The 14,595-nt window shown below is 66.2% G+C and carries 8 protein-coding genes; 6 read left to right on the top strand and 2 right to left on the bottom strand.

Features of this window, described 5'->3' with window-relative positions:
- Window positions 1-500 precede the first annotated feature (500 nt).
- Window positions 501-1,847, top strand: a complete 1,347-nt coding sequence (locus OHA42_RS04625) for an MFS transporter (RefSeq protein ID WP_406239090.1) — start codon at window positions 501-503, stop codon at window positions 1,845-1,847.
- On the opposite strand, the gene OHA42_RS04630 is transcribed toward OHA42_RS04625, so the two are convergent.
- On the bottom strand, window positions 1,821-2,363 hold the full coding sequence (locus OHA42_RS04630) for a hypothetical protein (RefSeq protein WP_406234833.1): 543 nt from the start codon (window positions 2,361-2,363) through the stop codon (window positions 1,821-1,823). The two genes, OHA42_RS04625 and OHA42_RS04630, sit on opposite strands and share 27 nt — an antisense overlap.
- 214 nt (window positions 2,364-2,577) lie before the next feature.
- On the opposite strand from OHA42_RS04630, the gene OHA42_RS04635 reads away from it, so the two are divergent.
- From OHA42_RS04635 to OHA42_RS04645, 3 genes are all read left to right on the top strand, one after another.
- Entirely contained in the window at window positions 2,578-4,176 is a 1,599-nt protein-coding gene (locus tag OHA42_RS04635; protein WP_406234834.1) for a DUF4185 domain-containing protein, read from the top strand.
- Between the two features lie 117 nt (window positions 4,177-4,293).
- Window positions 4,294-7,905 (top strand): hydantoinase B/oxoprolinase family protein, encoded by a 3,612-nt coding sequence (locus OHA42_RS04640; RefSeq protein WP_406239092.1) that lies wholly within the window; start codon window positions 4,294-4,296, stop codon window positions 7,903-7,905.
- A 65-nt stretch (window positions 7,906-7,970) separates the two neighbouring features.
- Window positions 7,971-8,810: a hypothetical protein gene (locus OHA42_RS04645; protein ID WP_406234835.1), complete on the top strand. Its 840-nt coding sequence runs from the start codon at window positions 7,971-7,973 to the stop codon at window positions 8,808-8,810.
- A 9-nt stretch (window positions 8,811-8,819) separates the two neighbouring features.
- Here the strand turns inward: OHA42_RS04645 and OHA42_RS04650 are convergent, their stop codons facing one another.
- On the bottom strand, window positions 8,820-10,283 hold the full coding sequence (locus tag OHA42_RS04650; RefSeq protein WP_406234836.1) for a CCA tRNA nucleotidyltransferase: 1,464 nt from the start codon (window positions 10,281-10,283) through the stop codon (window positions 8,820-8,822).
- 657 nt (window positions 10,284-10,940) lie between these two features.
- Between OHA42_RS04650 and OHA42_RS04655 the strand changes: the two genes are divergently transcribed.
- Entirely contained in the window at window positions 10,941-11,477 is a 537-nt protein-coding gene (locus OHA42_RS04655) for an NUDIX hydrolase (protein WP_328407709.1), read from the top strand.
- A complete protein-coding gene (locus OHA42_RS04660) occupies window positions 11,474-14,122 on the top strand; it encodes a hypothetical protein (protein WP_406234839.1) in 2,649 nt (882 codons plus the stop codon). Before OHA42_RS04655 ends, OHA42_RS04660 begins: the two co-directional genes overlap by 4 nt.
- Window positions 14,123-14,595 lie beyond the last annotated feature (473 nt).

Consider the following 14,595-nt stretch of genomic DNA (forward strand, 5'->3'; position numbering starts at 1 on the left):
ACTAGGTTTGGCGGCCTGTCTCGCTTCCGAGTCGTCGAAGCGCATGCGCCGAAGGCGCAACTATCCGCACCGACGCACCTTCTCGGCGTGATGGCACCTTCCGAGCGCAACAAGGACCTGGCACCAGGGTTCGCAGCGGCGTCCGACCCGCACAGCAGCCCAAGACCATCCGTCGAAGTCGCAAGCTCAGTTACCAACACACCCGCTCAGCACGAAGATGCCTTCCGAGCAAAGCGACACCGAGCACCAGAGTTCACGGCGCATCCCACCTCCACAGCCGCCGAAGCGCCCAAACCAAAGTCGCAAGCTCAGCTACCAACACACCCACTCGGCACGAAGATGCCTTCCGAGCGAAGCGAGACCGAGCACTAGAGTTCGCGGCGCAGCCGCGGCCAAAAAACACAGCGAACACGCAGCGCCGCAGGCGCTGCCAAAAAACACAGCGAACACGCGGCGCCGAAGGCGCCACAAATCAAACACAGTAGCCTCGCGGCGTGTCTATTGGTCGCTCCGAGAGCTCCATACCTGCGGATGAGCGGCACGTTTCGCTGCGGAGCGCGCTGCGTGAAAGCCCCGGTGTGCTGCGGCTGGCGATGGTGCGTTTCACCGGGCAGTTCGGTGACGGCATGTTTCAGGCGGCGCTGTCGGGGGCGATTCTGTTCAATCCCGAGCGGGAAACCGATCCGCTTGCGATCGCGGCCGCCTTCGCGGTGTTGCTGCTGCCGTACTCCCTGATCGGCCCGTATGCCGGGGCGCTGCTCGATCGGTGGGATCGACGCGCGGTATTGCTGGTGGCCAATGTGCTGCGAGCGGTCCTGATCGGCGCGGTGAGCATCGGGCTGTTGGCGGGTGCGGGTGCGAAACCGCTACTGCTGCTTGCGCTTGCGGTGGTCGGGATCAGCAGATTCGTGCTGTCCGGTGTGTCGGCGGCGCTGCCTCGGGTGCTGGACCAGCACTGGCTGGTTGCCGCAAATTCGGTGCTCGCGACGGTCGCTTCGGCGTGCGCGGGCGTCGGCGCCGCGGCATCGGTGTCGATCATCGGACTGATCGGTGCGGGCGATGCTGCTTCAGCGCTCGCGGTGGCGATCAGCGGCGTCTGGTCGATCGTGGGTGCGGTCCTCGCGGCCAGGTTCGCCGCCAGGGTGCTCGGCCCGGAGCGGAAGAGCACGGCCGAGGAGAGCGCGGTGCGGGCGATCGCCACCGGCCTGCGCCACGGTGCCGCAGCAGTTTGGGGATCGGTGCATGTCACCACCGCGATGCTCGGTATCGGCGCGCACCGGATCGTGTTCGGCACCAACACGCTGATCATGGTGCTGGTGCTGCGTCAGGCCCCGGCCGACGGCAGCACCATGAACAATGGGCTGACGCGGTTCGGGCTTGCCATCGGTGCGGCCGCGGCGGGCATGCTGGTCGCCGCGATCGTGGCGCCATGGCTGATACCTCGGCTCGGCCGGCCACGAACAGTGATCGCCGGGCTGCTGACAGCGACGCTGGTCCAATTGGTGTTTGTTACTCCCACTGCGGTCGCCGAGGCCGGTCCCGGCGCGCACCGGGCGCATCAATTGCTGCTCGTCGGTGCTTTTCTGTTCGGATTGGCAGGGCAGACGATCAAATTGACCGGTGACGCGACGATGCAGATCGATATTGATGACACGCGGCGCGGCCAGGTATTCGCGTTGCAGGACACGGTCTTCAACATTGCCTTCGTCCTGGCGATCGCGATCACGGCGCTGGTGATCCCGGCCGACGGACGCTCGCTTGCCGTCGTGATTGCGGGTGCCGGAATATATTGCGCCGGAATAGCGGCCATCGCGCTCAATTCACGGCGCAGACGCACGACCATCTGACGACTCGCCGACTCCCCCTTCGACATTGAGCTGTTCGGCTGGATGGTCGCCCGTTGCGGCGCGTTGGTTGGGTAATGCGCCGATCTGATCCAGCGGCACCAACCGGTCGGCGAACGTCGACGGATAGCCGAGCGGCGCATCGGATTCCGCTGGTGCTGTGCCGATTCCCGCGCCGACATCATGGTCCGGCGCCGGGCCGGTGCGCGCGATCCAATCGAGCTGCTCGCTGCCCGCATCGGACGCGGAGCCGGTGACCAGGTGATTCCACGTGCCGAGGCCGGAGGGGTCGGTATAGAAATGATCCAGGACGCCATCATCGTCCAGATCCAGCGCCGCCACATCGGCGATGCCGGCGCCGTGGGAATCCCATAGTGCGTCATCGGCAAGGCCGTCACCGTCGAAATCCAGTTGCAGTGCATCGGCGACGCCGGGGCCCGACAGCTCCAAATCCGTCTGGCTGGACCAGCCATGAACCGTGCCGTCACCCGTCCCGAACACGTACTCGATCTCGCTCATGTCTTTTTGGACGCAAGGGGCCCGCTTTCGGTTCCCTGCTGAGCCGGATCGATTCAATTCGCTCGCCGTCCCGCATTCGAACACCGAGGTCCGGTAAGTTGATCTTTCGGCAACCCGATTCGACAGGGAGGCAAGAACACATGGGATTTCTGCCGAACAGGTCGCGAGCGTTCCTACCCGTCGCCGCGAAGTGACGACAGAAATACGACCCGACGTGACATCCCGAATCGGCGTCACTTCTTCCGGTGCCCCCGCACTGTTCGGCGTGCTCCTCGCGGGACTGGTCGCGGTGCCCGCACCCGCGCAGGCAGCGCCGCACCCATGGGCGCCGGCGCCGGTGAACAGCTGTGGCGAGACCGGCTTCGACCCACTCGCCCGAGAGCCGGACCCGAACGCACCACCGCCGCCGCCCTTGCCGCCGCAGATCGATATCCCGATTCCGATTCCGCAGTTCACGCCGGTCCCGGTGCCCGATCCGCCGCAGGACAATACCCGCATCGATCCCGAGCCGCTGCCGGCGGACCCGTGCGGCAATCCGTGCCCGGACATTCGCGACTCGCCCAGACCGCAGGAGAGCAGCACCGACCCGGACCCAGTCCCCAGCGCTGTTCCGCAGAGCGGCTCGAGTTCCGCCTCGGGCTCAGGTAGTGGCTCCGGGTCGGGCGGGCCGATCACATTGCCGCGCATCGAGATCAAGCCCGAGATCGAGCCCATTCCGATCGCCGTACCCGGACCCGAGGGCGCGCCTGCGCAACCCGCGCCACCGCCGGTGATGCATCCGGCCGAACGCGGCGCGCTCGCCCCAGCGGTCGCCGCGCCTCGAGTGGACTCGGTGCGGCTGGTCGGGCAGCTGACCGGACACGGTTCGGAGAACCGGACCGACATGCGCTGGCAGGTCGACGGCACCGATCTCGGTCTGATGTGGGAGACGAAGCCGGGGGAGGTCGCCGTGGTGTTCGGCGACACCTTCGGCACCGGCTGGGGCGGTGGTGGCATGGGTGGTGAAGACCAGGATTGGCGTAGCAACGTGCTCGGCTACAGCACCGATCGCGATCTGTCCGATGGCCTGACCATCGACACGATGGTCCAGGACAGCCGCTGCCACGCCGTCGAATTGCTGGGCAGCCGCAAGATCAAGAACTGGGAGACGACAACCATCCCGACCTCCGGGTTTGCGATTGGTGATCGCCAGTACCTGAGCTACATGTCGGTGAACCGGTGGAGCCGGATCCCCGGACTGTGGTGGACCAACTACGGCGGCCTCGCCTACTCCGATGACAACGGGCGCACCTGGACCAAGGATCAGCATGCCAAGTGGGACAACCTCTTCGGCATCGGCCGCTTCCAGGTGGCGGCAATGGCTGTGCAGGGTGATTACGTCTACATGTTCGGCACCCCCAACGGTCGCATCGGCATGATCGGGTTGGCCAGGGTGCGCAAGGCCGAGGTGTTGAACAAGTCAGCCTACCAATACTGGGTCGGCGGAACGTGGGCGCCTGCCGCCGAAAACCAGGCCACCCCATTGTTTCTCGGCATGGCCAGCGAGTTGTCAGCGCGCTTCGATCAGGCATCGCAGCAGTGGCAGATGGTGTATCTGGATTCGGCGCGTGGCGCCATCGTGATGCGTACGGCCGCCGCAGCCCAGGGCGCCTGGACCGATGCGGTGCCGCTCGTCTCGACCTCCGACTATCCGAAGTCCTATGGCGGCTTCATCCATCCGTGGTCGACGGACAAGGATCTCTACTTCACGATTTCGGCGTGGGACAGCTACAACGTGTATCTCATGCATGCCCGACTGAATCCGCCGGGCTGACGCAACGCCGCGATCGATGATGTACCGGGACCCGTTCGGTATCGTGCGCGAGGTGATCGGTACTCAGAACGGGAGATCCCGGTGACGGACGCCGCCCCGACCTCCGGCCCAGCGGAGCTGGGCTGGCAGTTCTGGATCGACCGGGGCGGCACCTTCACCGATGTGGTGGCGCGGCGGCCCGACGGCCGGCTCATCACGCGCAAGCTCTTATCGGAGAACCCAGCGCGCTACACCGACTCCGCGGTGGCGGGCATCCGTGAAATTCTCGCGACCGATGCGGGCGCCGAACCCGCGGCGGCTCGGATCGAGGCCGTTCGAATGGGTACCACGGTCGCCACCAATGCCCTGCTGGAGCGCAAAGGTGAACGAACAGTCCTGGTGATCACCCGAGGCTTCCGTGACGCCCTGCGCATCGCCTATCAGAACCGCCCGCAGATCTTCGCCCGCGAGATCGTGCTGCCCGAGCTGCTGTACGAGCGGGTAATCGAGGTGGACGAACGGATCGCCGCCGACGGCACGGTGCTGACGCCGCCGAACACCGCCGCGCTCGCCGTCGAACTGAAGCAGGCCTACGACGACGGCATTCCGGCCGTTGCCGTTGCATGCATGCACAGTCACCTGTATCCCGCGCACGAACAGGCGATCGGCCGGGTCGCGAGCGAGATCGGATTCACGCAGATCTCCTTGTCCAGCGAGGTGAGCCCGCTGATGAAGCTGGTTCCGCGCGGGGACACCGCCGTGGTGGACGCATACCTTTCGCCGGTGCTGCGCCGCTACGTCCAGCAGGTCGCCGACCAGCTCACGGGCGTGCGGCTGATGTTCATGCAGTCCAACGGAGGACTCACCGAAGCAGGTCGGTTCCGCGGCAAGGACGCCATCCTGTCCGGGCCAGCCGGCGGCATCGTCGGGATGGTGCGAATGTCTCAGCTCGCGGGATTCGACCGGGTCATCGGCTTCGACATGGGCGGAACCTCCACCGACGTCTCGCATTTCGCCGGCGAGTACGAACGGGTGTTCACGACGCAGATCGCCGGGGTGCGGTTGCGCGCCCCGATGCTGGACATCCACACCGTCGCGGCGGGCGGCGGCTCGATCCTGCATTTCGACGGCAGCCGCTATCGCGTCGGCCCCGACTCCGCGGGCGCCGTGCCAGGACCTGCCTGCTACCGCGGTGGCGGACCGCTAACCGTCACCGACGCCAACGTGATGCTCGGGCGTATCCAATCCGCTCACTTCCCACCGGTTTTCGGCCCGGACGGCGACGAGCTGCTGGACGACGAGCTGGTGCGCACTCGGTTCGCGGAGCTGGCCGCCGAGATCGGCAAGAGCACTGGTGACGACCGCACTCCGGAGCAGGTCGCCGAGGGCTATCTGCAAATCGCCGTCGCCAATATTACGGCCGCTGTGAAGCGGATCTCGGTGCAGAAGGGCCACGATATCACCCGCTATGCGCTGACCACGTTCGGCGGTGCGGGTGGCCAACTCGCCTGTGCAGTAGCCGATTCCCTCGGTATCCGCACCGTTCTCGTTCCGCCGATGGCCGGTGTGCTCTCGGCCCTCGGCATCGGACTCGCCGACACGACCTCCATGCGCGAGCAGTCCGTGGAGCTACCGTTGCGGCCCGAGTCGATGTCGCGCGTCACCGATATCGCCGACGCGCTCGAGACCGCCGCCCGCGCCGAACTGCTGGCCGAGGACGTGCCCGAGCAGCGAGTCCGTGGGATCCGCCGCGCCCAGCTGCGCTACGACGGCACCGATACCGCGCTGACCGTGACGCTCACCGAACCGGCAACGATGGCAGCGGATTTCGAGGCGCGTCACCGTGCCACGTACTCATTTACGCTCGAACGCCCGATCATTGTCGAAGCCCTCTCCGTCGAAGCGATCGGGCTCACCGAGCCACCCGAGCTGTCAGATCTGGCGCAGCCCCCGACAAGTGCGACCGGACCGGAGCGCGTCAGCCTGCACACAGGAGGCGCCTGGCGGGACGTATTCCTCTATCGGCGTGCGGAATTGGCGCCCGGAGAGAACGTGATCGGGCCCGCCGTGATCACCGAGGCCAACTCCACCACCGTGGTCGACGACGGTTGGCAGGCCACCGTGAACGACATCGGACACCTGATCATGGAGCGCGTGGCCGTAGTTGCGGAGCCGCTGGCGGGCACCGAGGCGGATCCGGTGCTGCTGGAGGTCTTCAACAACCTGTTCATGTCCATCGCCGAACAGATGGGCGCGCGGCTGGAGTCGACCTCCCAATCGGTGAATATCAAAGAACGCCTGGACTTCTCGTGCGCGCTGTTCGACCCCGATGGCAATCTGGTCGCCAACGCTCCGCACATTCCGGTCCATCTCGGCTCGATGGGAACGAGCGTCAAGGAGGTTATTCGGCGCAGGCGGGCCGGAGCGAAGCGAGACGGAGATCAGGACCGCGAGAGCATGCGTCCCGGGGACACCTACGCGGTCAACGATCCTTACCACGGTGGCACCCACCTGCCCGACATCACGGTGATCACCCCCGTCTTCGATGAGGCGGGTGGGCAGATCCTCTTCTACGTCGCCTCCCGCGGTCATCACGCGGAGATCGGTGGCATCGCCCCCGGCTCCATGCCTGCGAACAGCCGCCGCATCGAGGAAGAGGGCATCGTCTTCGACAATTGGCTGCTCGTCGAGAACGGACGGTTCCGTGAGGAGCAGACCCACCGGCTGCTGACCGAGTCACCGTACCCGTCCCGAAACCCGGCCACCAACCTCGCCGACCTGCGCGCGCAGATCGCGGCGAATGCAAAGGGCGTCGAGGAAGTCGGGAAGATGATCGAGCATTTCGGGCTCGACGTCGTGGAGGCCTATATGCGCCACGTCCAGGACAACGCCGAGGAATCGGTGCGCCGGGTGATCGACGCGCTCGACAACGGCGAGTATGTCTATGAGACCGACCTGGGTGCCACCATTCACGTGCGGGTCACGGTAGATCAGGAAAGCCGCAGCGCCACTGTCGATTTCACCGGTACTTCGGCTCAGCTGCCCGGGAACTTCAACGCACCGTACGCGGTGGCCAATGCGGTGGTCCTGTACGTCTTCCGCACGCTGGTCGACGACGATATTCCGCTCAACGACGGCTGCCTGCGGCCGCTGCGGATCATCGTGCCGCCCGGATCCATGCTCGCTCCCGAACCGCCCGCCGCGGTCGTCGCGGGCAATGTCGAGACCTCACAGGCGATTACCGGCGCACTGTATGCGGCGCTCCGCGTGCAGGCCGAAGGGTCGGGCACGATGAACAACGTCACCTTCGGCAACGACCGCTCCCAGTACTACGAGACCATCGGTTCCGGTTCCGGTGCGGGCAACGGCTTCGACGGCGCGAGCGTGGTCCAGACTCACATGACCAACTCTCGACTCACCGATCCCGAGGTTCTGGAATCGCGACTCCCGGTGCTGCTGGAGGAGTTTTCGGTGCGCGCGGGCAGCGGGGGATCGGGCCGTTGGCACGGCGGTGACGGCGCCGTGCGCCGCCTGCGGTTCACCGAACCGGTAACCGTCTCCACCTTGTCGAGTCACCGACGGATCCCGCCGTACGGCATGGCAGGCGGCGCGCCAGGGGCGTTGGGTGTCAATCGGGTCGAACGCGCGGATGGTTCGGTGATACAGCTGCGCGGCGCCGACTCGGCACAACTGGAACCCGGCGATGTCCTGGTCGTGGAGACACCCGGCGGTGGTGGATACGGGGGCTGAACGCGCTACCGCCCGCCGCGAACGGAACGTGGCGTGGGACACGTGGCGATAGGCGTGTTCCCCCGATGACAAGTACGCTCGGAGCAATCATGGCCATGTACTTCGATCCGACGTCATGGTCACCGATGCGGGCCGTCGATCTCGGCAAGCGCCTGTTCGACCAGTCCCTGCTCGAGCAGTGGGTCTCCTTCACCACCGCATGGGTGGACCCGGTGGCCGACTTGAGCGCGGGCGCGGTCACGGCGCTGATGCCGGATGTGTTGATGACCGTGCTCAGCGAGGGCATTCTCAGCAGGTTCGGTGGCCAAGGGGTCACCGCGACATTGCTCGGACACGACCTGAACGCCACCCTGCAGGTGCTCAAGGTCCGGCGCCGCGGTGCACACTTCCAGACCAAGACCGTGTTGTCACAGATGCGCTGGGACGATCACCCGATCGAGTCGGTGACCGTGATCGCGCACGGCGTCCGCCTGATTCCCGGCGTGCCGACCAGGGTGCGAACCCAGCAGCTCGACCTCGACGGCACCGTCACCACCGAAGCACTGGTCGGGTGGCTCAACACGCTGCCGCTCGACTGGGAGTTGCAGGTCGATGCGAGCGGGCTGATCAAGGCCGTACATCGACGCAGGCTGATCACCGCGGTGGTGGACGCCGAGGTGCGCGACAACCTGTTGACGGTCGAGATCCGCCGGGCGAACTGGCTCGGCATTCGGGTGCCGCGCAAGATGCTGACCGCACCCGAGTTACGACTCGCAGGCCTGCCGAACGATGCGCGCATCGTGCACGCGAGCCGCGAGGGCGACCTGGTCCGGTTCCGGATCGAGCTACCGCAGATAACCGGGTCGTTCGATCTGGCACAGATTCGCTCGGCCATCGTCACCGGAACCACGCTGATCGTCTTCTGACCAGCCGAGTCAGCCCTGCGTCTGCCACCATTCCAGCAGCGCGGCCTCGGCCTCGTCGCGAGTGAGCGGTCCACGATCCAGCCGCAGCTCTTTCAAGAAACGCCAGGCCTTTCCGACCTCCGGACCCGCGGACAGGCCGAGCAGTTCCATGATGGCGTTGCCATCCAGATCGGGCCGGACCCGATCCAGATCCTCCTGCTCCTGCAGCTTGGCGATCCGCGCTTCCAGCTCGTCGTAGGTGGCGCGCAATGCCGCGGCCCTGCGCTTGTTGCGGGTGGTGCAGTCGGCTCGGACCAATTTGTGCAGCCGCGGCAGCAGATCGCCCGCGTCGGTGACATACCGGCGCACCGCCGAATCGGTCCACTGCCCCTTGCCGTAACCATGGAAACGCAAGTGCAGGAACACCAGCCGGGCCACGTCCTCGGTGAACTGCTTGGGGTACTTCAGCGCTCGCATCCGCTTGCGCACCATCTTCGCGCCGACCACCTCGTGGTGGTGGAAGCTGACGCCACCACCCGGCTCGTTGCGCTTGGTGTCCGGCTTACCGATGTCGTGCAGCAGCGCGGCCCAGCGCAGCACCAGATCGGGATCGCCCGCTTCCTGATCGATGGCCTGTTCCAGCACGGTGAGCGAATGCCAGTACACGTCCTTGTGCTGGTGATGCTCGTCGATCTCGAGTTTCATCTCCGGCACCTCCGGCAGCACCCGCTGGGCCAACCCGGTCTCGCACATGATGTTGATGCCATCGATCGGGTGCGCCGCGCCGATCAGTTTGTCGAGCTCGGTACGCACCCGCTCCGCGGTGATCCGATCGATCTCGGCGACCATCGCGGTGATCGCGGTCCGGACCCTCGGATGCAGCTCGAAGCCGAGCTGCGCGACGAAACGGGCCGCGCGCAGCATGCGCAGCGGGTCGTCGTGGAACGAATCCTCCGGTGCCGCAGGGGTATCCAGCATTCCTTCGAGCAGCGCGTCCATCCCACCGAGTGGATCGACGAACTCCATCGCACCGTCCGCACCGATCCGCACCGCCATCGCGTTGACCGTGAAGTCCCGGCGCACCAGGTCGCCCGCGAGCGAGTCACCGAAGGTCACCTCGGGATTGCGGGAGACCCGATCGTAGGAGTCGCTGCGGAAAGTAGTGATCTCCAGCTGCTGATCGGCCTTGGACGCGCTCACCGTCCCGAACGCAAGCCCCCCGGTGTCCCACAGATTATCGGCCCAGCCACGCAGCATCTCCTGCACCTGCTCCGGCCGCGCATCGGTGGTGAAATCCAGATCCGTCCCCAATCGTCCGAGCACCGCATCCCGCACACTGCCCCCGACCAGGTACAGCTCGAATCCGCGCGCCGCGAACAATTCACCGAGTGGCGTCAGCACATCGGACAACCTGCCGAGCGTGACCGCGGCCGCAGCCAGCAATCGGGTACGTCGATCCTGCGCTGCTACATCCTCAGACTGGGGCGAAACCACGAATCAGCAGCTTACCGAGCCCCACCAACCGATATTCCAGCGCAACCCACGCAGCACCCCCAGATATATAAGGCCTCCCGCATAGCCGACCCCGGATCCCGCCCACGCCGCCAGTTCAGGTCGAACGTCTGCCCCCCACCGCGAAGAGCGCCTTCCGGCGAGTCCACCGCCATCTCCCGCCGACTTGCACGGCAACCCCGACGGAGACGTCACCGCTTTCAGCAGATCACGAGCAGCACCACCGTTCACCCACCCGGCAGCGAGTCCTCCAGCGAAGAAGACTCAAGGCCACTGCACACAAGCCGACGTGTATCCAACAAGGTCGCGACCATCCCTACCGACGCACCCACTCGGCACGATGACACCTTCCGAGCACAGCGAGACCGAGCAGTAGAGTTCGCGGCCGGTCCCACCTCCGCAACAGCCGTAACGCAGCCACCACAGTCGCAAGCTCAGCTACCAACGCCGCCACTCGGCACTATGACGCCTTTCGAGCGCAGCGAGATCGAGCACTAGAGTTCGCGGCCCGGCTCGCGTCCGAGCGGCCGAAGCGCATGCGCCGCAGGCGCGAGTCTCGGCCGCTCGGACGCGAGCCTAAGGGGGTCGCGAATACGCAGCGCCGCAGGCGCTGCAAAGACAACACAGTAGGATTGCTGGGTGTCTCCGGCCGATCGTGCGAACAGTCGACGCCGCCAGCCTCGGCGCCGCGGTTCGGCCGCCAACGCGGCGAAACCTCGCATGCGTACGGTCCGGGAAACCTCGGCGGGCGGGCTGGTCGTCGATGGGTTGGATGGTCCGCGGGAAAAACGGAGCGCGGCACTGATCGGGCGCACCGATCGCCGCGGCAGGCTGCTGTGGTCGCTGCCCAAGGGACATATCGAAGAGGGCGAGACCTCTGAGCAGACGGCGATCCGTGAGGTGGCCGAGGAGACCGGAATCAACGGAATAGTGGTCGCCGAACTGGGCAGCATCGATTATTGGTTCGTCACGGAGGGTCGGCGGGTACACAAGACCGTGCATCATTATCTGCTGCGTTCGGTCGGTGGCGAACTTTCCGACGCCGATGTGGAGGTCACCCAGGTGGCGTGGGTTCCGTTGAGCGAGTTGGATTCTCGATTGGCGTACGCCGACGAACGGCGTCTTGCCGAGGTGGCGAATCGGATGATCGACCGGATGGAGACCGGCAAGCGATGACGCGTGGACTGTTCCGGATCATCGTGGCGGTCCTGACCATTCTCAGTTCGGCGACGGTGATGCCGATGTTGCTCGCACAGCATGCGGCGGCACAACCGACCGGGTCGAGCGGTTCGTCGGCACCGAAATTCTTGAAGCTGTCACTGGATTCGGTGACTCCGACCGCGGTGACTACGGTCAGCGATCCACTGCTGACGGTGTCGGGCACCATCACCAATATCGGTGACCGGGTTGTCGACAATGTCATCGTCCGCATTCAGCGCGCCGCCGCGGTGACATCGCCGAGCGTGTTGCGCTCCACGCTGCGCCTCGATCAGGTCAATTACGACGTAACCGGCCCGTTCGAGGATGTGGCCGAGCGGTTGAGCCCGGGGCAGCGCAAGCAATTCACGTTGAGTATCGCGCTGCGACCCGGCGGGCGTGATTCGACATCATCGCTGGATATCACCGCGCCCGGTGTGTATCCGTTGTTGCTGAATGTGAACGGTGAACCGGCCTACGGCAGTCAGGCCCGGCTCGACGACGCCCGTTTCTTGCTGCCGGTGCTCGGTGTTCCGCCGACGACAGATGCCGAATCGGGCAGCGCTGGGGCACAGGCGGTGGCTGCCGCGACGGATGCGCCGGTGGCGACGACGCTGCTGTGGCCACTGGCCGACCGCCCCCGGCTGGTCGCGGGGGTCCCTGGTTCGGTCAACGGGAAGGCGGAGCTGACCGATGACGAGTTGGCCGCCTCGCTCGGTAAGGGCGGTCGCCTCGATCAGTTGCTCGGTGCACTGGAGTCGGCTGTCGGCACGAATATCGGCCGTGATCGGTCCCTGGCGAGCGCGGTGTGTGTCGCGGTCGATCCGGATCTGCTCGTCACCGTGCAGGCGATGACCCATGGTTATCGCGTGCTGGCGAGTCCATCCGATCCGGACGGCGCGACCAGGCCGGGCACCGGCGCGGAGCAGGCCCAGACCTGGCTGGACCGGTTGCGTGCGCTTGCCGCGTCGGTGTGCACGGTGGCTTTGCCCTTCGCCCAGGTCGATGTCACGGCGCTGGCGGCGGTGAACGATCCTGATCTATCGGCTCGCGCGCTGGACGCACCTGCCGACATCGTCGACTCGATCCTGGCCACCCGATCGGTGCGCGGCGTGAGCCTGCCCGATTCCGGCAGTATCGACACGAGCGCCGGGATGTTGTTGCGCAGCCACGGTTTCGCAACCGCGGTGCTGGCGGATACCGCCGCTGTCACGGTCGGTTCCGCAGGTTCGAATGATTCCTCGCCCACGACCAGTGACGCGGGGCGCAGCACCAGCGATCAGCCGACTTCGACGCTGAGCTCGGCAAGCCAGACGATTCCGGATTCCGCGGCGCCGGACATCGTCCGCGTGCCCGAGGTCACTGCCGCATTGCCCGGCGCGAACAGCACCGAGGTCACCGTGCCGGAGCCCGCGCCGACCGCTGCCGCGCCACCCGCCAACGGCGCGAACCCGAACAACCCGGCCCTGCCGGCAGGCCCGGCGTCGGATCCGGTGCTGCACGCCGCGACGTTCGATATCTGGTCCGCGACGGCGCTCGCCGCGGTCGGCTCCAATCCGCCGACACCGTCGTTCACGCCCGCGAAGGTGCGCTACGACGTCACCAACGACTCGCGGATGGCTCGGCTGCAGGACGCGCTCGGCGCCGTCTCCTGGACCGCGCTGAACTCGCAGCCGAATCGGCCGCGTTCATTGCTGCTGGTCCCGCCGCAGCAGTGGGGCGCCAGCCGCGACGAGGCCACCGCGCTGCTACGCCAAGTGGAACTGTTGATGCGCAATAACCTCGCCACACCGCGCGCGTTCCACGAGCTGCTCGCCGAACCGCCCGACGGTCAGCCCTATGAGCTGGACTACCTGCCCCAAGCCGCGCATGACGCAGTACCCGACCGCTTCGTGCTGCCCACCCGCGACCAAGGGCAGCGGATCAGTGAGCTGATGCGCTCGCTGGTCGAGTTGCCGGAGGCCGAGCCGACCCCGCGCCAATTCCTGACCCCGCTGCGTGACGACCTGCTGCGGGTGCTGACCCTGTCCGATCGACGCACCGGCGATGCCACGCAGCCGGACACCTTCGCGCACCGACGGCTCGATCAGACCACGCGGGCGCTGGACAACCTATACCGGTCGGTCACCGTGCTGCCACCGGGCGGCGTCTACACCCTCGCCTCCGAGCAGAGCCCATTGTTGCTGGTTGCCCGTAACGAACTGCCGGTCGCCATCCGCATCAAGTTCCGGATCGAGGCGCCCGCGGAGACGAAAATCACCGATATCGGTGAACAGGTGTTGCCGCCGACCGGGACTCGTTCGTTCCAGATCCCGACCGAGGTCAGTGACAGCCGCAACCTGGTGATTCCGATCTTCCTTACCACGCCTGACGGAATCCCGCTCGGCAATCCCACCTCGGTTTCGGTGCGCTCGAACGCCTACGGTCAGGCGTTGGCAATAATTACGGCGTGTGCCGGAATACTGCTGTTTCTGTTGGCCGGGCGTCGGTTGTGGCGTCGGTTCCGCGGGCAGCCGGATCCGGCGGACGAGGGTTTCGATCCGCCAACCCGGCGCCGGGTAAACAGGTATCGGCGTGCGCGGCAACGAGTACTACGGCAACAGGAGCAACAGGAGGCACCGTGAGGGACCCGAATGAAGGGCCCTCACCTGCATCGATTGGCTGTCCCGCAGTGCACGATGGCACAGTGGTGGACAATCACGTTGCGCCTTCGGCGCGGCCGATCGGCCGCGGGCGGTCGGTAGAACTGGGGAGTCATGGTGAGCGGAACAGTCGAAATGCTGCTCACCGAACCGCCGAGATGCAGCTGTTCCGGCGGGTACAGGAGGCATGATGAGCGACGATGACTTATCCGCTCAACGGTCTCGACCTGGCGATAGGTACGACGGGCCACCGGCCCGCCGCGCTCCCGCAGCGCCGTGGGAACGGCGATTGCAGCAATCCCATGAGGATCCGGAGATGAGTTCCGGCGATCCTTACGGTGACCCGGGCAGGCCGATGCCTCGGGTCAGCCATCCCGCTGGCACGCCGCCGGGCCAGCGGATGGTGCCACCTCCATCACCGCCTTCCGCCCCAATTCCGCGACTGCCCGGCCCGC

It is taken from the genome of Nocardia sp. NBC_01009, from assembly GCF_045208035.1.
Taxonomy (GTDB): Bacteria; Actinomycetota; Actinomycetes; order Mycobacteriales; family Mycobacteriaceae; genus Nocardia.